20 protein-coding genes are annotated in these 21,463 nt (G+C 35.3%); 19 read left to right on the top strand and 1 reads right to left on the bottom strand.

Annotation, left to right across the window (positions count from 1 at the left end):
* Positions 1–12: 12 nt before the first annotated feature.
* Positions 13–1,041: a GntR family transcriptional regulator gene (locus NSQ89_RS18360; protein ID WP_047943838.1), complete on the bottom strand. Its 1,029-nt coding sequence runs from the start codon at positions 1,039–1,041 to the stop codon at positions 13–15.
* A gap of 224 nt (positions 1,042–1,265) precedes the next feature.
* On the opposite strand from NSQ89_RS18360, the gene NSQ89_RS18355 reads away from it, so the two are divergent.
* The 19 genes from NSQ89_RS18355 (at position 1,266) to NSQ89_RS18265 (ending at position 21,390) form a co-directional block, all read left to right on the top strand.
* Positions 1,266–2,561: a glycoside hydrolase family 125 protein gene (locus tag NSQ89_RS18355; RefSeq protein WP_341133007.1), complete on the top strand. Its 1,296-nt coding sequence runs from the start codon at positions 1,266–1,268 to the stop codon at positions 2,559–2,561.
* Positions 2,562–2,600: 39 nt separating this feature from the next.
* A complete protein-coding gene (locus NSQ89_RS18350) occupies positions 2,601–5,273 on the top strand; it encodes an alpha-mannosidase (protein ID WP_341133006.1) in 2,673 nt (890 codons plus the stop codon).
* A gap of 189 nt (positions 5,274–5,462) precedes the next feature.
* On the top strand, positions 5,463–6,659 hold the full coding sequence (locus tag NSQ89_RS18345) for an MFS transporter (RefSeq protein ID WP_341133005.1): 1,197 nt from the start codon (positions 5,463–5,465) through the stop codon (positions 6,657–6,659).
* Between the two features lie 163 nt (positions 6,660–6,822).
* The gene (locus tag NSQ89_RS18340) at positions 6,823–7,932 is read left to right on the top strand and encodes an SDR family oxidoreductase (RefSeq protein ID WP_172859460.1); all 1,110 of its coding nucleotides are present in this window, start codon (positions 6,823–6,825) and stop codon (positions 7,930–7,932) included.
* Positions 7,933–7,996: 64 nt separating this feature from the next.
* On the top strand, positions 7,997–9,253 hold the full coding sequence (locus NSQ89_RS18335) for a cytochrome P450 (protein WP_172859461.1): 1,257 nt from the start codon (positions 7,997–7,999) through the stop codon (positions 9,251–9,253).
* A 174-nt stretch (positions 9,254–9,427) separates the two neighbouring features.
* A complete protein-coding gene (locus NSQ89_RS18330; RefSeq protein WP_163186499.1) occupies positions 9,428–10,723 on the top strand; it encodes a helix-turn-helix domain-containing protein in 1,296 nt (431 codons plus the stop codon).
* A 156-nt stretch (positions 10,724–10,879) separates the two neighbouring features.
* Positions 10,880–11,008 carry a hypothetical protein gene (locus NSQ89_RS18325; protein ID WP_268876242.1) on the top strand — a complete coding sequence of 43 codons (129 nt, stop codon included), beginning with the start codon at positions 10,880–10,882 and terminating at the stop codon, positions 11,006–11,008.
* Between the two features lie 7 nt (positions 11,009–11,015).
* Entirely contained in the window at positions 11,016–11,642 is a 627-nt protein-coding gene (locus tag NSQ89_RS18320; RefSeq protein WP_163186497.1) for a hypothetical protein, read from the top strand.
* A 69-nt stretch (positions 11,643–11,711) separates the two neighbouring features.
* Complete coding sequence (locus NSQ89_RS18315) at positions 11,712–12,881, top strand: hypothetical protein (protein ID WP_328283179.1); 1,170 nt, start codon at positions 11,712–11,714, stop codon at positions 12,879–12,881.
* 229 nt (positions 12,882–13,110) lie between these two features.
* Positions 13,111–13,914, top strand: a complete 804-nt coding sequence (locus tag NSQ89_RS18310; RefSeq protein WP_412759313.1) for an undecaprenyl-diphosphate phosphatase — start codon at positions 13,111–13,113, stop codon at positions 13,912–13,914.
* Positions 13,915–14,169: 255 nt separating this feature from the next.
* On the top strand, positions 14,170–15,684 hold the full coding sequence (locus tag NSQ89_RS18305; protein ID WP_341133004.1) for a BglG family transcription antiterminator: 1,515 nt from the start codon (positions 14,170–14,172) through the stop codon (positions 15,682–15,684).
* A gap of 25 nt (positions 15,685–15,709) precedes the next feature.
* On the top strand, positions 15,710–16,180 hold the full coding sequence (locus NSQ89_RS18300; protein WP_172859466.1) for a PTS sugar transporter subunit IIA: 471 nt from the start codon (positions 15,710–15,712) through the stop codon (positions 16,178–16,180).
* Positions 16,181–16,222: 42 nt separating this feature from the next.
* A complete protein-coding gene (locus NSQ89_RS18295; protein WP_341133174.1) occupies positions 16,223–16,537 on the top strand; it encodes a PTS fructose transporter subunit IIB in 315 nt (104 codons plus the stop codon).
* A 16-nt stretch (positions 16,538–16,553) separates the two neighbouring features.
* Positions 16,554–17,639, top strand: a complete 1,086-nt coding sequence (locus NSQ89_RS18290; RefSeq protein ID WP_172859467.1) for a PTS fructose transporter subunit IIC — start codon at positions 16,554–16,556, stop codon at positions 17,637–17,639.
* Between the two features lie 57 nt (positions 17,640–17,696).
* Positions 17,697–18,548, top strand: coding sequence for a class II fructose-bisphosphate aldolase (locus NSQ89_RS18285; protein WP_328283182.1), 852 nt, complete (start codon positions 17,697–17,699; stop codon positions 18,546–18,548).
* A 24-nt stretch (positions 18,549–18,572) separates the two neighbouring features.
* Positions 18,573–19,472 carry a ketose-bisphosphate aldolase gene (locus tag NSQ89_RS18280; RefSeq protein WP_341133003.1) on the top strand — a complete coding sequence of 300 codons (900 nt, stop codon included), beginning with the start codon at positions 18,573–18,575 and terminating at the stop codon, positions 19,470–19,472.
* Positions 19,473–19,723: 251 nt separating this feature from the next.
* Complete coding sequence (locus NSQ89_RS18275) at positions 19,724–20,047, top strand: PadR family transcriptional regulator (protein WP_047943852.1); 324 nt, start codon at positions 19,724–19,726, stop codon at positions 20,045–20,047.
* A complete protein-coding gene (locus NSQ89_RS18270) occupies positions 20,040–20,600 on the top strand; it encodes an HAAS signaling domain-containing protein (protein ID WP_047943853.1) in 561 nt (186 codons plus the stop codon). The genes NSQ89_RS18275 and NSQ89_RS18270 overlap by 8 nt, the downstream gene beginning before the upstream one ends.
* Complete coding sequence (locus NSQ89_RS18265) at positions 20,593–21,390, top strand: DUF4097 family beta strand repeat-containing protein (protein WP_341133002.1); 798 nt, start codon at positions 20,593–20,595, stop codon at positions 21,388–21,390. The genes NSQ89_RS18270 and NSQ89_RS18265 overlap by 8 nt, the downstream gene beginning before the upstream one ends.
* Positions 21,391–21,463 lie beyond the last annotated feature (73 nt).

Below are 21,463 nucleotides of genomic sequence, written 5' to 3'. Positions count from 1 at the left end.
TCTCCTTACTTTTTAATTAGTAGATTCTCTAATGATCATTTCAATCGGAATTACTACGGAATGAATTGCTTCTTTGTTTTCAATTAATTGAATAAGCTGTTTAGCTGCTTGATATCCGATCTCCTCGAAGTTTTGGGCAATCGTGGTTAATGCGGGGTCGACAAGTTCAGCTGCTTGTATATTATCAAAGCCAATAATCGAAAAGTCTTTAGGGATTTGATAGCCGTATCTTTTGATTTCTTTCATTAAATGAATCGCATTAATATCGTTCTCTGCTATCAGGCCAGTAATTTCTTCTTCTTTTAGCTGACGGATAAAAGCGCTGTTGTCCTCAGCTGAATGCACTACTTTTGAATCATGATACGCAATATTTGCTTCGTGTACTGCTTTTAAATAACCTAAATACCTTTCTCGAATAGTGGAACTTCTCTCTAAATTTTGTGTAGCATAAAAAATGATTTTCTTATGTCCTTGGTTAATTAAATACTGTGCTGCCAGATAACCACCTTGCATATTATCAGATGTAATAAAAGGAAATGGGATGCTTTCGATTTTCTTATCGAGCACCACTACCGGAAATTTTTCGAGATATAAGGTATAAAGAATATCTAAATGCGATGTTCCAGCCTCTGGATAAAGGAGGAGACCTGCGTACATAGATGATATTTTTTTGGCATCAAGCTGACTTAAGTAAGCATTTGTCTGAATTTGCACCGTATAGGATGTGTTCGCAATAAAACGGCTAATTCCTTGAGCATAATCTCCTAGTCCAGGATTATTAGGAAAAGGAAGAATAAAGAGAATAACATCAGAAGGAAACTGTTTTTGTTCGGCAACAAAGCTTCCTCTCCCTTGGATTCGTTCGATTAGTTCTTTGTTTTCTAGCTCGGTTAATGCTCTCTTTGATGTGATTCGACTGACGTTGTATTGCTTAGAAATTTCTAATTCTGTCGGTACTTGATCGCCTGGCTTTAAATCACCAGCTTGGATTTTGGCTAGTATGTCTGTGACAATTTTTTGATAAAGTGGTTCTTTTTTCATCATAAACTCCTTAAATGATATATCAAATTTATTATAACATGAAATTGCTTTCCGTAAAGAGTAAAGCTAAGCAAATTTTATGAATATAAATATGAGAGAAGTTTTCCCGATTTATAGACAGACAATTTTTCATTAAAATAAGAAAAAGAAACACTAGACAATAAAGGCGATTGAAATTAAAATGGGTTTAAATGATATATCAAATATTGAGAGGGGTTCGAAAAATGTCATATCAAAAAACAACGATGTCTTCGGTAAAAGAATTTATGAAATGGATTACAAAAAAATGTGGGGATGAACATGCGAATTGGGCTGTTAATTTCAATACTTGTTTTGCTAATACATTAGAAACAACAATTGAAAAGCTGGAGGATGGAACTACTTTTCTCCTTACAGGGGATATACCAGCGATGTGGCTGCGAGATTCCACTGCACAGGTAAGACCATATTTAGTATTGGCTGAAAAGGACGAAGAAATGGCTAATATGATTGCCGGTCTTATTGAGCGACAATGTCAGTATATTTGTTTGGATCCTTATGCGAACGCTTTCAATAAAGAAGCGAATGGGGCAGGACATCAAACCGATTTAACGACAATGAATCCATGGATATGGGAAAGAAAGTATGAAATTGATTCACTGTGTTATCCAATCCAGCTTAGTTATTTGTTCTGGAAGGCAACAGGGAGAACAAATCATTTTAATCAGTCGTTTCAGGAAGCGGTCCAAAAAATAATTGAGGTATGGATGATAGAGCAAGATCATACGAATTCCTCCTATACATTTGAAAGAGTGACCGATCGACAAGAGGATACGTTAATAAACAAAGGGAGAGGGGCAGACGTCGTGCCTACTGGCATGACCTGGTCAGGATTTAGACCAAGTGATGATGCTTGTACATATGGTTATTTAGTGCCTTCGAATATGTTTGCTAGTGTAGTGCTAGGTTATCTAATCGAGATTTATGAAGATGTTTTGAAGATAACGGAGCAAGTTCCTGTCTTTCAAAAACTCAAAGAGGAGATAGAAAAAGGGATTGAGGAGTTTGCCGTTGTACGCAATCAAAACGGTGAAGAAATTTATGCCTACGAAGTAGATGGAAAAGGTAACTTTACCATTATGGATGATTCTAATATACCTAATCTACTATCTGCCCCCTATCTTGGATATGTGGAGGAAAATGATGAAAGATACCGAGCAACACGGCAGACAATACTTAGTAAAGAGAATCCTTACTTTTATAAAGGGAAATATGCGGAAGGGATTGGAAGCTCCCATACACCGGAAAATTATATTTGGCCGATTGCTCTTGCGATGGAAGGTCTAACGGCAGAGGATAAAAAGGAAAAAGAAAGAATACTAGATTTGCTTGTAGCCTGTGATGGAGGAACACATTTAATGCATGAAGGCTTTAATGTGGATGATCCTTCTCAATATACGAGAGAGTGGTTTTCATGGGCGAATATGATGTTTTGCGAATTAGTAATGGATTATTTTGATATTCGAGTAAAGAAAAAATAATGACAGGACAGTAAAGGAACTAGAGAGGAGTACCTGAAGATGAAAAAAGTGTATATAATATCCCATAGTCACTGGGATCGAGAATGGTATTTGCCTTTTGAACAGCATCGCATGCGATTGGTTCAGTTAATCGATGATTTATTAGAGTTGTTTGACACAGACCCTCATTTTAATAGTTTTCATTTAGATGGGCAGACAATTATTCTCGATGATTATTTGGAGATAAAGCCGCAAAACGAATGGAAGCTCAAAAAATATATTCAAGAAGGAAAATTAAAAATTGGTCCCTTCTATATTCTGCAAGATGATTTTTTAATTAGTAGTGAAGCAAATGTACGAAATCTTTTAATTGGATTGCAAGAATGCCAAAAATGGGGAGCACCAGTTAAGTTAGGCTATTTCCCAGATACATTTGGGAATATGGGGCAGGCACCACAAATTCTTAAACAGTCTGGCATGGATGTGGCGGCGTTTGGGCGCGGGGTTAAACCTACGGGGTTTAATAATATTGTTATCAATGATGATCAATATAGTTCACCATATTCAGAAATGTGGTGGGAAGGCCCTGATAAATCCACTGTTTTAGGCATTCTTTTTGCCAATTGGTACAGTAATGGGAATGAAATTCCTGTGGATGAAGTGGAAGCAAAGCAATTTTGGGATCAGAAATTAAAGGATGCCCTTCAATATGCATCTACAGATCATCTATTGTTTATGAATGGCTGTGATCATCAGCCAGTTCAAAAGAATATTACAGCTGCCATTGAAGCTGCCAATAATTTATATCCTGACATAACCTTCATTCATAGTAGTTTTGATGAGTATATGAAAATAATAAAACAAGACATTCCTGAAAATTTACATACAGTGAAAGGAGAATTAACTAGTCAGGAGACAGATGGCTGGTATACTTTAGCAAATACCGCTTCCTCTAGAATATATCTGAAACAAAGAAATACAGATGTTAGTAGATTGTTAGAAAATATTGCGGAACCATTGGCTGCAATGGCCTATCAAAAGGCCGGAAAATATCCCCATGAAATGTTTCAGTTTGCATGGAAACAATTGATGCAAAACCATCCCCATGACAGTATTTGCGGCTGCAGTGTGGATGAGGTGCATCGTGAAATGATGACTCGCTTTCATAAAGCAGAGGAAGTAGGTCAATTTATAAAAACAGAAGCTTTAACTATGCTTGCAGAACAAATTGACACGAGTGAATTTCCAGCTGGAAGCCGCCCTTTTATTGTCTTTAATACTGCTGGCAGTACAAAAACAGGTTTGGTTGAAATAGAGATAGAGTGGAAAAGACTTCCCTTTTCGAGCGGACGTCCAGATGAATTGTATCGCAAGCTAAAAGCCGAAGAGTTTCCAGTAATGAAAGTAATCGATAAAGAGGGAGTGGAAGTTCCAGCAAGGGTTATCTATACAGATATCCGGTTTGGATATGATCTTCCAGAGGATCGTTTTCGTCAGCCGTTTATCGGTGCTTATGTGACTGTTGAGCTCCCATTAAACGAAATGAGTCCATTATCATGGCAAACCTATGCGTTGATAGAAGGGGAATCCCAGCAGCAAGAACACAAAAAAATTGTTCAGCATCAAGGGCAGCTTTTAGAAAATATCCATCTAAAAGTTCAAATAGAACAAAATGGTACATTGACTGTTTTGGATAAAGGAACAAATAGTATCTACACAAACTTCCTCACTTTTGAGAATACGGGCGATGTTGGCAATGAGTATATTTACAAAATGCCTAAAGGAGATCAGCCCATTTTATCATCAGCAGGAACAGCAGAGGTAGAGATTATTTCTGATACTTTTGCGTATGGAGAAGTGCTTTTAACACAAAAAATGCTGATTCCAGAATCAGCAGATGAAAGGTTATTGGAAGAGCAGAAAGGATTAATTGAATTTCGTGGTCGTCATGCAGGCCGTTCGAAAAAGCTGAAAACATTGGAGCTGAAAACAAAAATAAGATTAGAGCGAAACAGTAATCAGCTTTTATTCGAAACGTCATTTGCTAACCAAATGAAGGACCATCGCATACGAGTGCTCTTTCCAACGGGTATTCATGTAGATGAGCATGAAGCTGACAGTATTTTCGAAGTAGTGAAGCGAGCAAATAAGGTAAGTTCCAACTGGGAAAATCCAACTAACCCACAGCATCAGCATGCATTTGTTAATTTACATGATGAGAACAGAGGGGTGACTGTTGCGAATTATGGACTGAATGAGTATGAAATTATGGAAGATACCATTGCCGTTACTTTGCTTCGAGCGGTTGGGGAATTAGGAGATTGGGGTTACTTCCCAACTCCAGAAGCTCAGTGTATAGGAAATCAAACAGTGAAATATGCCGTAGGATTTCACGATAGCACAAACAAGCTGGAATCCTATCATGCAGCAATTAACTTTCAAATTCCTTTTTCTAGTGTGCAAACAAATATCCATAAAGGTGCATATCCGTCCATATATGAATTTATTCAATTGGACGGAAAAGCTTTTCGACTAACAGCATTTAAGCAGAAAGAAAACAGCAAAGAAATAGTTCTTCGAGGCTATAATTTAACGGAGCAAAAACAGCCTTTAACGTTGAAATATAATGGGAAATACCCAAGAAAATCTAATTTACTGGAAGAAGTGAACGGAGAGATGTTCGATTCCAATCAAATGAACGAAGCGGAGATTTGTACATTTATATGGGAGTAATTTAGCAGTGAAAAACAAGGGGGGAAACACTCCTTGTTTTTTTATATAGGTTTCTTATATAGCTTGTCTTTGGATAGGGTTAGGAAATATAGTACCAACTAGCCAAGTATTAATGATTTTAGACATTTCCAGATGTAGTCCTTATGTTATAATTATATATCATCTTGGTTGGTGAAAGGAGTGTTGATAATGAACACGAAAACAAATTTTCTCATTTTTTTATTGGCGGTAAGCTGTGGAGCTGTAGTAGCTAATATATATTATACCCAACCGATTATTCAATTTATTTCTGCTGATTTACATATTGCTTCAAATATCTCTGGGCTGTTAACGACTTTAACGCAAATTGGATATGGTGCTGGTTTGTTTTTCTTAGTGCCCCTTGCGGATCTTTATAAAAGTAAACGAATCATTGTCTTGTTAATAGGGCTAACCATTCTTTCTTTAATTGGTGCTTTATTTTCGACAAATGGCATGATCTTTTTATTTGTTGTTACATTCATCGGGATTGGAGCAAGTGCTGCTCAAATGTTAGTGCCATTAACGATGAAGATTGTTCCTAAAGAACAAGCTGGGAATTATATCGGTAAAGTAATGAGTGGGCTTTTTATTGGAATTATGGTGGCGCGACCATTTTCAATCGCCGTTACTGACTGGCTTGGCTGGCGGATGGTCTTTCTTTTTTCTTGCCTTATATTAGTTACTATTTTGCTATTATTATTAAAATTTTTACCGGATTTTGGATTAGAATCTAATCTTGGCATAACGTATCCTGCTTTATTGCGCTCGATGTTAAGTGTCCTAAAAGAAACGCAGCCTCTTCAACAAAGGGCATTTTACCATGCTTGTATCTTTGCTACCTTTAGTTTGTATTGGACAGTTTTGCCCATCTTATTAAGATCCGAGTCCCTGCATTTTACTAATAACGAAATTGCCCTATTTGGCTTTGTTGCCATTGCGGGTGCATTGTTAACCCCATATATTGGAAAGTTAGGAGATAAGGGATATATTTACTCGATGACGAATGTATCAATGGTTCTAGTAGTTGTTTCGATTTTTCTTTTATTTTTTGTAAAAGATCATTCTATCTTAAGTATTGCACTTATTGTAATCTCTGGGATTATACTAGATATCGGTGTATCAGGAAATATGCTGTTAGGTCAAAAGGTAATTTTTAGCTTAAACCCGACCATTCGAAATAGATTAAATGGGTTATATATGACCATTTTCTTCTTAGGAGGAGCTTTTGGATCATGGATCGGAAGCTATAGTTATTATCAATTCAGTCCGGATACAGCCTTGCTTTTGGCGATAGCTTTTCCAATGCTAGCTCTCCTTGTGCATCTGAAAAAAGGAAAAAAAATATTATCTGAAGCCATGAGCTAAAAAGTAATCTAAAGAATGAAAGTATCCTTTTTGGGATATTTTTCATTCTTTTTTTATTGCTTTTACGGGTATATCTTCTATATGTCACTTCCATTCTTTTTCTGATTATTATTGCTGAATTACTAAATACTAAGCTTATTACTATTATATGGGAGGTATGATGATGAGCAGCAAGGAAAGAGAATACAATAAGAAAGTACTTCATTTAGAGAGCTTAAAGGAATTAAAAGATAGAAAGTTTCAGAAACAAGATGATTCAACGGGCAAGTGGACATTAAAGGAAATCAATGAACAAGTCATTGTAATTACAGGAGCTTCTAGTGGGATTGGGCTTGTCACAGCGAGAATGGCTGCTGCTAAAGGTGCAAAGCTTGTGCTAGCAGCACGAAATGAGAATGCCTTAGAAAAACTGACTGCTGAGTTAAAAGAACAAGGAGCTTCCGTCGTTTATGTAAAGGCTGATGTGGGAAAAGAACAAGAAGTAAAAAAAATTGCCGATACGGCGCTAGAAACATTCGGGGGATTTGATACTTGGGTTAATAATGCAGGAGTGACGATATACGGATATGCCATGGATGTAAGCATTGAGGACATGAAACGAATGCATGATACTAACTATTGGGGTGTTGTCTACGGTACAAGGATTGCGATTAACCATTTCAAAGAGCGAGGGAATGCTGGTGCTCTAATTAATATAGGGAGCCTGTTCGGGGATAGAGGAACACTTATCCAGTCGACATATGCACCTTCGAAATTCGCTGTCCATGGCTGGACGGAAAGCATTCGAATGGAAGCGGAAAAGGAACAAATTCCTGTATCTATTACTTTGATTCATCCTGGAAGAATAGATACGCCATATGCTGAACATGCTAGAAGTTATTTGGATAAGCAGCCCACTCATAAAGGAATGATTTATCCTCCTGATGCTGTAGCAGAGGCAATATTATATGCGGCAGAAAATCCGAAGAGAGATATGTATGTTGGTTCTCAAGCAAAACTATTAAATCTACTAGGTACATTATTACCAAGATTTACAGACAGGTTAATGGAGAAATGGATTCCACCCACTCAATATAAAGATCAACCATCTAACAGCCGTGAAGACAGTAATTTATATCAGCCAGGATATGGTTTACATGAAAGAGGAACTAATCAGGGATGGATTCGTTCTCAAAGTATGTACGTAAAAATAAGCAAGCATCCTATTCTTACAGCTGCAGCTGCCGTCAGTATTGGATTTATCCTTTTGGCTAAAAGTAAAAAATCAAAGTAATAAGAAGCAGAATACTTGTTTTTCCTCTGTGAGTGATGATGCAGTTTAGAAAGGAGAGTCAGAGATGCCGACCAATTCAAACGTACCTTCAGAAAAAGGATTAGATAAAACCATTTCCTTATTAAAGGAAGGATATCTTTTTATTAATAACAGAATGGATAAATTTAATTCTGATATATTCACAGTGCGTTTATTAGGGCAAAATGTGATATGTATAAAAGGTGAAGAGGCTGTAAAGATTTTCTACGACTCTGAGAAATTTCAGCGCAATGGTGCAGCCCCTAATCGGATTCAGCAATCATTATTTGGAAAGAATGCTGTTCAAACGATGGATGATGAAAAACATCTTCACAGAAAACTTCTATTTATGTCCTTATTGACTCCTGAACATCAACAAAAGCTGGCGAATCTTACAACAGTCTATTTGGAAGAAGCAATAAAACAGTGGGAACAACGGGATCAAATTGTTTTATTTGATGAAATAAAGAATATTTTATGTAAAGTTGCCTGTCAATGGGCAGGAGTACCTCTCGCGGAAGAAGAAATATCAGAGCGTGCTGATGATTTTATTGCGATGGTGTACGCATTTGGCACCTTGGGCCCTGAGCACTGGAAAGGCAGAATAGCTCGTAATCGAGCTGAGCGGTGGATTAAACAAGTGATCGAAGTAGTTCGTGAGGGTAAACTGGAAACAGAACAAGGAACTGCCTTACATGAAATGGCTTTTTATAAGAAAATCGATGGAGCAAGGCTTGATCCGGAAATGGCGGCAATTGAGTTAATAAATGTGTTAAGACCAATCGTTGCGATTGCCACTTTCATTACATTTTCTGCTTTAGCTTTCCATGAATATAAAGAAGAAAGAGAAAAGCTTCGCACAGCTGATGACCGACATCTCGATATGTTTGTCCATGAAGTAAGGCGATATTATCCGTTTGGCCCTTTTCTTGGAGCTCGTGTTCGAACTAATTTTATGTGGAAGAACCAAGAATTTAAAGAAGGAACTTTAGTCTTATTAGATATTTATGGGACTAATCATGATGCACGTTTATGGGAAAACCCAAATCAATTTAATCCAAGTCGATTTGAAAATTGGCAAGGAGGATTGTATGATTTTATTCCCCATGGCGGAGGAGATCCAGCAAAAGGACATCGATGTCCCGGAGAAGGAGTTACAGTCGAATTAATGAAGGTTGTTTTGCGAACTCTCGCAACGAAAATGGACTATGATGTACCAAATCAAGATTTACATTATGACTTAAGTGAGATGCCAACATTGCCGAAGAGTGGATTTATTATGAGCAATATTAAAAAACGATAAGTAAATAAAGAGAGCTTGGCCTATTTATCTAAGGCCAAGTTTTTTATTGTTTTTTTCTATTGATGAAAAATATGTCGAAGTACTCCTGTTATTTGAAAAAAATTGGTGAATTTTCTCATATATTTTCTAATAAATGGTACATTAGCGCTATAATTGTAATATCAATACGGAGAAATGGAAATAACAAGAGAGAAGGGAGAAATAATGGTTGGTGAAAGAATAAGGCAACTACGTATCCATAAACAGCTGACGCAAAAGGAATTAACGGAAGGGATTTGTTCTATCACTTATTTAAGCCGGATTGAAAATGGGCAAATCAATCCATCTGCAGAATTTTTAAGAAAAGTGTCCAAAAGACTGGGTTATGATTTAACAGAATTGAGTAGTCCGAATAGAGATGAAAAGATATTACAGATTGTAGAAAACTATAAGCAAAGCGAAAAAATATCGGATGAAGATCTTTCTTATCTGCTTGTTCAGACATATGAATTAAATTCTACTAAAATTAATCTGCACCTTTATGGTGTTCTGTTGAGATATTATACGGCCAAAGGAGAAATAGAGCAGGCTAGGAGTATTTTTAATTTATCTAAAAGGTTTATTTCTGGAGAAATAAGTGATGGATTAGAGGGAGAATATTTTTACTATTTTTTAGCATGTGGTAACTACTTTTATTACTTCCAAGATTTTGAGCGTGCAAATCACTATTATTCAAAAGCAGAAAGCTTACTAATTGATCGAGATAATTTAGATGCAGCGAAACTATATTATAATCTCAGCTTGGTTAAACAAAGAACATATGATAATCAGGAAGTAAGTCTTTATTATTCACAAAAGGCTTATGAAATTTTTAAAAAATATGGAGAGAAAAAATACATTATTACTGTATTAATTACTCTTGGAGTACAATATCAATTGAATAATGAATTAGATACTTCGATGGATTGCTTGAAAAAGGCGGAAGCGATTATAGTGGAGGATAAAGAGAGTGAGAAGTTTGTAAATTATATTGCTATGATTCAACATAACATGGGGAGAATCTTTGAAAGGAAAAGAGATTATCAGGGGGCTGTTACCTATTATTTAAAAAGCATAGAGATATTTGAAAATCATTCTTCAGAACAACAAAATGTTTATCCTTTAAAAAGATTAGTAGAGATTTATATAGAGTTAAAGGATTGGGTTCTAGTAGATAAATATTTAGAAAAGGCAATTTTCATTTCAGAAAAACACCGGTTAAAGTATGATTATATTCTACTTAATATCATAAAGTTTTCGGTGAAAAAGTTGCAGGGAAATGAAAGTTCTTATGAAAAGGGAATGCAGAAACTTCTTGATACAGCTATGCAATTAAATCAAGGTGCATTAATTCGAAGAATTACGAAAGAACTTGGAAGTCATTTTTATGAAAAAAAGGCCTATAAAAAGGCAGCTGATCTATTAATGAAAGCAATTGATTACGAAAACTAATAAAGAAATACCATCATGATAGCTAGTTTGTTAAATAGTTAAAGAAAAAAACTATTTAAATACTAGAAAATTTAATAGAATTTTACTGCTTTCACTAAACAATTCCTTTGCGTTAAAGTAATAGTAATAAAACTTTATGAAAAGGAGTTGTTTATATTGAAAAAAGTAGTTTTCGCTATTCTCGCTCTTGTAATCTTAACTTTAGGGACTAATTTAGATAAAGCATTTGCAGAGGCTGAGGCACAACCTGGTCCGTTGAGTATTATTAAGGTAACCACGGAGTGAATTGTAAATGGTGGAGATGAATAATCAGTTGATGCAACGGATATTTGTAACTTATCAAGATCAAATGAATCGTGATTATTTACAGCCATCAACTTCTCATATCGTTGCTTGTTCGATTGAAAAACATCAAAAAGAAAAATTGAACACAATAAATTCACTTTTTCATAAAAATACGCTTGCTCAAGTATTGTTTGAGGTGTTTGATAAGTTTGAACCAGAGTTTATTAATGATATCTCTCCTCTAATTATTAAATTAAATCCAGATGTTGTGACAGGAATACCTCATAATGGTGTTTATAAGTTGGATGCCGAAAATGAAATCTTTGTGCAACTTGATCAGCTTGCCGATAATCAATATCAAGAAATAGAAGTTCATCAAAAGCAGCTTGGAATAAAATCAGATTTAGGGATATCATATAAACTGTTAAGAAAAGATAAAGAGACATTGGATAAGTTAATTAAGGTGATGAAAAAGCTGAATTATTTTTTATCATTGCATGGAGGCGTGGAATCTACCATTGCGATTGCTGAGTTGTTATCCGAACACCAAGAGAGAAAATTATTGCTGCCTCCTTATATTTTCGTTCAGTGGTTATATGCCACAGATAGTTTCAGAGATTCGTTAATTTCATAGTGGGAAATCAGTGATTATAAGGCGAGTTTGCACTATTAGCATACCGCCTTTTTACTTTAGGAGGATAGTATGAAAACGAAATTTGGTATAGCTCTATTTCTAATTATCGTTCTAATGATTACTGTCACTACTAAAATTGGCCATTCAGAAAATAACCTTACGATGGAAGAGCTTAATCAGCCAGGTTTTCTACATGATAAAGAGGCAGTTGTCTATTTCTCCACAACAACTAATCAAGATAGGAATAATGAAGGAATTAGTTACGCTGTTTTTATTGATGATAAAGGAAGAGCGAGTGGTTTTCAAATGGGTGGTTTAGAATTTGGAAGCATGGCGCTAAATAACCATCAGCTGTTGCTAGAGGATAAAAATACTATAAGGTTGATTGGAGAAAAGAATGCTGTAATCGATCTGAAATACCAACAAAACGGAGAACGAACAGGCTATTTGGAGAAACAGGATGTCTTTTTCTCTATTTATCGTTCTGGTAATGATAAAGAAAGGGTTATATCCCATATTTATTGGGGAAATCATAAAGGGTTTAAAGGAGGAAATATCCCTTATTCTATAATGGCTTCGGGTTCCACTAAGGATGAAATTCTCATTTTGACCAATGATGAAGAAGAAAAGGAATATGTCTTAAGGAAAGCGTCTTTGGAAAATAACCAATTAGAAATAAATGACATTAAGGGTTTGGAAATGGAAAAAGGATATGAGTATTCAGCATTGGCTCCTATCTTAAGTGACGAACTCCATTATTATGTTTTACTCTCAGAGATAACTAAAGATAAGAGCCAAAATACTGTTTTATTTCTCCTTAATAAGGTAACGTTGGAACAAACAAAAGTGGAGTTAAATTCAGGATATGTTGCCAATGATCCTGCAGCTGATTCCATGAATTCTAAAAATGCAGCTTATTTATGGCGGGATGTTTTTTTCTATGTTAACGGATTAGGAGAAGTTGTTGCGGTAAGTAAAGATGGAAAAGAACAGAATAAATTCCTGCTGGAGGATTTTCCGCAGAACGGAGCTCGTCATAATGAAGAAGTATATTTTGCAGGGGATTATTTATTTGCATTAAGATATGACGATTCGCAAAAAGAGAAGTATTATCTGGAGAGCTACTCTTTGGAAAATGGTGAGAAGGTAGAAGAGAAAAAAATTGCAGGATTAGATGACATCTTATCATCCGTAAAAGGAACTTCTATTTATTCTTATGATTTTAAAATATTAAAGTAAGAGCATAAGGGGAGAGCCTTATGCTTTTTTTACGAAGTCAGATGTAAAGTAGATTTTATCTAAAAAAATATCTGTTTTCCGAATATAAAAGGTTTTAAAACGATTACATTTTAGTAGAATAAGAGATAGAACAAATTGATCCCCTATATTTCCATCTCACTTTCCAGTATACTAGGAAAAAAGTAGATAAGTTGGAGGTTAAGTAGTGGATTTGCATGATTTTTTAGTAATGGTAAAGTACTTTATTTTAGGAGCCATCCAAGGTATTACCGAGCCGATTCCAATTTCCTCAAGTGGCCATTTAATTATTGGCCAAAGGCTCCTAGGAATTGAACAGAGAGGCTTATCGTTCGAGATTATTACAAATACAGCTTCATTAATTGCGATTGTCTTCATTTACCGAAAGGATATCAAGCAATTAATAACACATAGCTTTTTGTATCTAAAAACGCGAAAGGAAAGGTATCGAGCTGATTTTCGATTCTCCCTGTATGTTATTATTGGAACCATTCCAGCTGGTGTGATCGGCGTACTGTTTGGCGATTATATTGCTGATTATTTCACCTCTTTTTATACTGTTTCCATTACACTACTAATTACAGGTATGGCTTTATGGATCATTCGAAATATGCGTGGTGTAAAAAGAGATGGGGATTTATCTTGGCGAGATGCTCTAATTGTTGGGTGTGCTCAAGTGATTGCACTTATACCAGGTATCAGCCGCTCAGGTTCCACTGTTATAGCGTCCATTGCATTGGGGATGAAACAAAGTACGGCACTGCGATTTTCCTTTATGCTTTATATTCCAGTAAGTGTTGGAGGAGCTATTCTTGGAGTAACGGATATGGTTAACAGCCCAGATATAAAAACGTTGGCATGGCCTTATTTCATTGCTTTTATCACAGCCCTTATTTTTACCTATTTCTCGATGAAATGGCTAATGGGGATAATGGAAAAAGGTAATTTAAAATATTTTGCTTATTATTGCTTTATCGTTGGAACGATATTGTTAGTGGTAACTTACTTATTATAAAGAGAATAATAGACAAAGAAGAAAAGTGCAATAGGACAGCTATTGTGCTTTTTTTGTCTTTATGACGGCTATTTCAAAAAGAAAGGAAAAAGCTTTTATTGTAAAATTCCAAGTTCTTAACGCAACCGAAAAATCAGAAATAAGGAGTGCTTACTTTAATAGGGACATAACAATCAGCATTATTTTGTAATTGTGTATCCGCTTTCAGTCGGATAAGATATTACCATAGAAAGAAGAAAAGAGGTGAAGGATTTTGTGAGTCAAGTCATAAATGAGCGTCATCAGATGATTCTTACTATCTTACGAAGGGAGAAACGGTATGTGACAGCTGCAGAGTTAGCACAATCACTTAAAGTTTCTAAGAAGACAATATATAGAGATATCCAACAAATAGTTGATTCGAATTCAATGCCGTTTAGGATAATAAAAAAAGAAAACTTCGGTTATTACTTCCAGAACCATAAAGAACCTTTAGAAACGGAAACGATTATATTTGATTATCCTGACGAACGACGTTTGAATTTACTATTATATCTTTTAGCCATTGCACCCGGTAAGACCTCCATTCAAAAAATATCGGAAAAGTACATCGTAAGTCAGAGCTCTATTCTCAATGATTTTAAACATATTGAAAAAGAATTAAGGGCCTACCATTTAAGACTATTAAGGACAAAGGAAGGAACCTTTATTAAGGGAGATAAACTATCTATTTATCGTTTGATGGCCGTAATTATTGAGAATTACTTAATTCAAATGGGAGACCCTTTTAGTCAATATGATATTCCTGATTCTATCAAAAAAGTAAAAGTGAAAAATAATCATTTAATAAAAATTAAGAGGCTGCTGCATGATATCCAAGTGAAGCATGATCTAAGCTTAGATCAGCCCTATTATTTAACCTTATTCTGCTCTCTTCTTTCGATAATAGAAAAACATAATAATAGGCTTTCATTAAATGAAGAAGAAGTAGTGTACGAAGAAATAGATGGCAATTCCGCTATTTATTGTATTTGTAAAGATATGATTGAGGAAATCGAAAATCAGTTTTCTCTTTCGTTAAAACAATATGATATTTATTCTCTTTATTATATTTTGAAAGCGTATAAACTTAATTCACGATTTTTATTAAACCAAGGTACTGAGCCATATCAAAATGATCAGGTTGTTCTTTTAACAAAGAGGTTAATAGCAAGAGTGACAGAAAATAGCGGATATCGCTTCGATACAGATGATGAATTATTAGAAAGGCTAACATTGCATATGCATGCAATGTTATATCGATTAAGCCATCGAATCTATATAGTTAATCCAATCATAAAATCCATAGTAACCAATTTCTCCAATATATTTGGCTTAGTAAAGACTAGCATTCAACAGTTAGTAGAAGAAGGACATTATGAAAAGTATATAACCGATGAAGAAATTGGCTATATTACTTTGTATTTTCAAATTTCGTATGATGATCATTTTGCTAATCAGATTCCTATATTAATTGAATGTACAAGTGGAATTGGCACTTCGCATTTATTAAGTGAAAAAATAAGAAGAACTTTTCCTGATATCCACATAAAGAAAATAATTGCCCAGCAACGAATAAAACAGACAGATTATGAAGATGTAGAATTAGTTATTTCTACTGTGAAAACACATAGTATCATTGATAAGCCTACTATTCTTGTGAGTCCTATTTTAAATCAAAAGGATAAGTTTAAGATAGATCAATTTATTAAGGACTACTACAATCAGCAGAGTATTATCGGTGAAAAATAGAAAGGTAGGAGAGTTTAAAGTGGACATGAAAATAGAAGAATTAGATTTTCATAAGGTTGTAACAGAAGATCTTATCGAGTTAAATTTACAAGGAACTACAAAGGAAGAAGTACTGAATGAGTTAACCGACCTCTTATATGAAAACGGTTGTATATCGAATAAAGAAGGATTTATAAAGGATGTGATGTATCGAGAAGAAGAAGGTATTACTGGATTGGAAAAGGGGGTAGCTATCCCCCATGGTAAATCAAAGCATGTACGAAAGACATCCATTGCAATTGGAAGAACCAAATCATTTGTAGAATGGGAATCGCTTGATGGAAATCCTATCAATATTATTATCTTATTTGCAGTTAAAGACACAGATAAAACCACTATCCATATTAAATTATTACAAAAGGTGGCTGTCTTATTAGCAGATGAAGAAACAATTAGTAAGTTCCAAACACTGCAGACAAAGAAAGAATTTTTAAAGCTATTAACGAAAAACGATTAAAGGGAATGTTGTTAAAAACTTACCAATTTGGAGGGAATCATGATGAATATTGTGGGGATTTCAGCTTGTACATCTGGTATTGCTCATACGTATATTGCGAAAGAAAAATTGATTAAAGCGGGTCAAGAGCTGGGACATAAAGTTCGAATCGAGACACAAGGAACTATTGGGATTGAGGATGAGTTAACAACTAAGGAAATAGAGGAAGCTGATTTGGTCATAATTGCTGCAGATATCAAGGTTAGTGGAAAAGAACGTTTTGCTGGGAAGAAAATTGTGGAGATACCTACACATATTGCTATAAAGGCATCGAAACAGCTTTACCAAAAGATTGACGCTGAGCTAAATAAACAGTGAGGGGGTCTACTAGATGTTGAAGAAAATGCAAGTAAAAAAGCATGCTTTAACAGCCATTAGTTATATGTTGCCACTTGTTGTGGCATCAGGACTTTTAATTGCAATTGGGAATCTTACAGGTGGTTCGGTCATTGAAGATTATAAAGCTTCCTTTGATATTCCCTCAGCACTTGTTTCGTTAGGAGTACTTGGAATGGGGTTATTAGCTCCTGTTATTTCAGGAGCGATAGCATATTCGATAGCAGATCGTCCAGGTATTGCTCCAGGGCTATTAATGGGATTGATCGCAAATGCCATTGGAGCAGGTTTTTTGGGTGGGATGCTAGGTGGTTTTATTGTTGGTTACTTTGTTTTATTTTTAAGAAAAAATTTAAAAGTACCAAAGTGGGCAGAAGGCTTAATGCCAATGATGATTATTCCTTTAATATCGAGTTTGGTTATCGGATTACTTATGTTTTTTGTGCTTGGCCTTCCGATTGTATGGGCAACAGAAGGGCTAACTTCTTTTCTAACAAGTATGCAGGGATCGATGAGATTTGTTTTTGGAGCAATATTAGGGGGAATGGCAGCATTTGATTTTGGCGGACCTGTTAATAAAGTAGCTTCCTTGTTTGCGGATGGTTTGCTATTAGAGGGCATATACGAGCCAGAAGCTGTGAAAATATTGGCATCAATGGTTCCCCCATTTGGTGTAGCCATTTCTTGGGGACTTTCTAAATTATTTCAGAAGAAACGATATACAAAATCGGAAGAAGATAACATCAAAATAGCTCTACCGATGGGAATATGCATGATTACAGAAGGCGTTATCCCGATTGCAGCAGTAGATATTGTAAGAGTTGTTGCTTCCTGCACTATTGGAGCAGCCGTCGGAGGAGGGTTCTCTATGATGTGGGGGGTAGGATCTCCGGTTCCATCAGGAGGAATGTTTATTGTACCTGCGATGACACATCCACTTCTTTTTTGTGTGGCATTACTTATCGGGTCACTCATTACCGGAGTTATGCTGTTCTTATGGAAGAAGGAACCAGCTGCAGAAATAGAAGAAACATCGAGTGAAGAGGAAGAAGTAGATTTATCAGATGTGAAGATTACATTTTAACCTAAAGGAAAGAACGCTTATTTTGCTAGAGTAAGTCAATAAAGGAGGGGACTTAGAATGTATGTTTCGATGAAGGGAATGCTTGCACGTGCCAACCAAGGGAAATATGCGTTAATGGCAATCAATTGCTTTAACCTAGAAACAGCTAAGGCAGTGATTGAAGCGGCACAAGAATTGAGAGCACCTATCATTGTAGATTTATTACAAGATCATTTAATGCAGCATTTGGGAAGTAAGTTATTAACAAGGCCAATTATAGAAATGGCAAATGCAGCAAGTGTAGAAGTTGCCATTAATTTAGACCATGGGCAGGATGTTGGATTTGTGAAGAGATGCTTAAGAGATGGATTTTCTAGTGTAATGATGGATGCTTCTCGTTATCCAATTGACGAGAATATAAGAATAACGAAAGAAATGGTAGAATTTGCGCAAAGCTATGATGCGAGCGTCGAAGGGGAAATTGGTAATATCGGTTCTGTTTCTAGGAACCAGATGACAGATGATGAAATGTATACGAATCCTGATTTAGCCATTAGATATGCAAAAGAAACAGGGATAGACGCGCTGGCTATTTCTTATGGCTCTAGTCATGGGGATTATCCAGATGGTTATATTCCAGCTTTTCGATTTGATATTTTAGAAAAAATTAAAGGCGAAACTGGTATCCCGCTTGTACTCCATGGAGGATCTGGATGTGGAGAAGAAAACATTAGAAAGTCTATTTCATTAGGTATTAATAAGATTAATGTAGGCTCGGATTTTTTTAAAGCACAGGTAAATAGTATAAAAGAAAACATGGTTAGAAACGAAATAGATTATTTTGATATTATTCATCAAACGATTAAGGCTGGAAAAGACTTAGTTAAATATTATATTGAACTGGCAGGCTCTGAAGGAAAGTCATTATAAATTTAAAGAAAAGAGGAATATATTATGTTATTAAATATGAAGCAGTTATTAGAAGTAGCACAAAAACATCAATTTGCCGTTGGAGCATTCAATGTAGCAGATAGTAATTTTTTGAGAGTAGTAGTTGAGGAGGCAGAAAGCAATAATTCTCCTGCGATAATTGCAGTACATCCAACTGAATTAGATTTTGTCAAAGATGATTTTTTCTCTTATGTATTAACAAGAATTAAAAATAGCCATGTCCCATTTGTTCTGCATTTAGATCATGGCGGAAATATGGCTGATATAATGCGGGCGATTCATGCAGGCTTTAGTTCCGTCATGATTGATGGCTCCTTGCTTTCTTTAGAAGAAAATATTCAGTTAACGAAACAAATAGTAGAAGTGAGCCATTCACTGGGAGTATCAGTGGAAGGAGAATTAGGAACAATTGGAAATACAGGTACCTCAGTAGAGGGCGGGGTATCGGAGGTAATTTATACTAGACCAGAAGACGCCAAAGAATTTGTAGAGAAAACAGGGGTAGATACATTGGCAATTGCAATCGGTACTTGTCACGGTATTTATCCAAAAGATATGGAGCCAAAGTTGAGAATGGATATTTTAAAGGAAATTAAAGAAACGGTCGACATTCCTCTTGTGCTTCATGGCGGCTCAGCTAATCCAGATGAAGAAATTGCAGAGGCTGTTCAGATTGGTATTCATAAAGTGAATATCTCATCAGATTATAAGTACGCATTTTATAAAAAATGCCGTGAGATTTTAGCTGAAACAGAGCTTTGGGATCCTAACGCAATATATCCAGCATGCATTGATGCAGCTAAAGAAATAGTAAAATATAAAATGAATTTATTTCAATCCATTGGAAAAGCTGAAATATACAGAGAAGAAAATGTGACGGCTTGGCGTAGAGAATGGTTATAAGCAGTAGGAAGAGGGGAGATAATCCTCTCTTTTTTTATAAGCGAATTATTTTTTTATGTCCTCATTAAATGGTGCAGACATAGGTTTCTGTGCTATTTTTAATCGACTTAAAGAGAAATCTAAATGTATTTTTTTATCAGTACCTTGCAATGAACAATACTAAATGGTATATTAATGGCAATAGGTATTATTTTTATTATAGTACTGTTTATTATAAGGTACTGGATGATGAATAAAGGCAGGTGGAAGAGATGAATGTACAGTTTAAAAAGGGTGTCTTAGAGTTATGTGTACTTGTTCTTTTAGATAAAAAGGACCGCTATGGCTATGAACTCGTTCAAAAGATATCCAATCAAATTGAAATTTCAGAGGGTTCAGTTTATCCCCTCTTAAGAAGATTAACAAAAGAAGAATATTTTACAACTTATTTACAAGAGTCAACAGAAGGTCCTTCGCGTAAATACTACAAGTTAACCGATAAAGGAAGAACCTATCTTAATAAACTTATTACGGAATGGAATGAATTTTCTAATGGTGTCAATCAATTAATAAAAGAAGGTGTAAATAATGACTAAAGAGCAATTTTTAAAACAGCTCCAAGCTGGATTAAAAAAGCTTCCGCAAGAGGAACGAAAAGATATCATCCATGATTATGAAGAACATTTTTTTATAGGCAAAGAAGATGGAAAAACAGAGGAAGAAATAGCCAAGTCTTTAGGATCTCCTCAGCAAATTACGAAAGAATTAATAGCTGCCTATCACCTTGAAAAGGTGGAAAAAAGCAGAACAACGGGAAATATTCTTCGAGCAGTATGGGCGGTTATTGGTTTAGGATTCTTTAATTTGGTTATTGTACTTGGACCATTTCTTGTGATAGCATCCCTTATTCTATCAGGGTGGATAGTTGGTGCGTCTTTTATACTCTCCCCACTACTGGTTCTTGTGGACAGTGTTTTTCATCCAGGTAGTTTTGCATTTTTTAAATTATTTATGACCATTTTGCTAGTGGGATTAGGAATTTTTATTGTAATTGGTATGTATTACATTACAAGAATTTCTTCAAAAGGCTTTATCAATTATTTGAAATTTAATGCAAAATTGGTGAAGGGAGGCCAAAAGCATGATTAGTCTAAAAAAATTAATGGTCACTGGACTTATTCTTGTTCTAATTGGCGGCATAGGGGCATTCCTAACATTCCGCGATAACAGTATAGATATTCATGAAGAGAAAGTATTTAAGGAAAATGATATTACTGGAATTGAAGTAGATTCCAATAATGCAGGGATTGAAATTATTCCCACAGCAGAGAAGGAAACAAAGGTTGTGTTGCAAGGAAAAGGTTCCTCTGAAACGAAGGGAAGTTTTACTGCCAAGGTAGTTGGGGAAAAACTGGTTGTAAATTGGAATGAAAAACAAATTAGCTTTTTTCAGATGAATTTTATAGATGAATCACTTACCTTAAAAATTCTTGTACCTGTGAAGGAATATAAATCCCTTCGCATAAATAATGATAATGGAAAGATTGATTTAGCGAACCTAATGGTTGAGCAAGTACAGGCAGAAAGTAATAATGGTCGCATCCATCTGCAAAATATTCAATCCAGAAGTGTAGAAGTAAACTCTGACAATGGAAGAGTATCGCTGGATTATGTAAGCGGCAGCGTGAAAGGAGAAACGAATAATGGGAGAATTTCGATGAAAACTGCCACATTGGATCAGGCGATACAGCTGGAAACAGATGATGGCAGTATCGAAATTGTAACAGATAAGGAACCAACAAATGTCACATTCGATGTTCAAGTTGATGATGGCAGCATCAATATTTTAGATAAATACAAAGGAAGTACCGTGATTGGAAACGGAGAAAATAAAGTAAAGCTGAAAACAAATAATGGGAAAATTAGGGTGGGAAATTAAAAAAAGGCAGCTTTTTTAAGCTGTCTTTTTTATCTGCCGATATAAATATAAATTTTCTTGTGAAAAGAAAATT

This window comes from Niallia sp. FSL R7-0648, from assembly GCF_038007005.1.
Lineage (GTDB): Bacteria > Bacillota > Bacilli > Bacillales > Cytobacillaceae > Niallia > Niallia circulans.
Note: the sequence above shows the minus strand (reverse complement) of the source record. Positions and strands in the feature narration are given on the sequence as shown.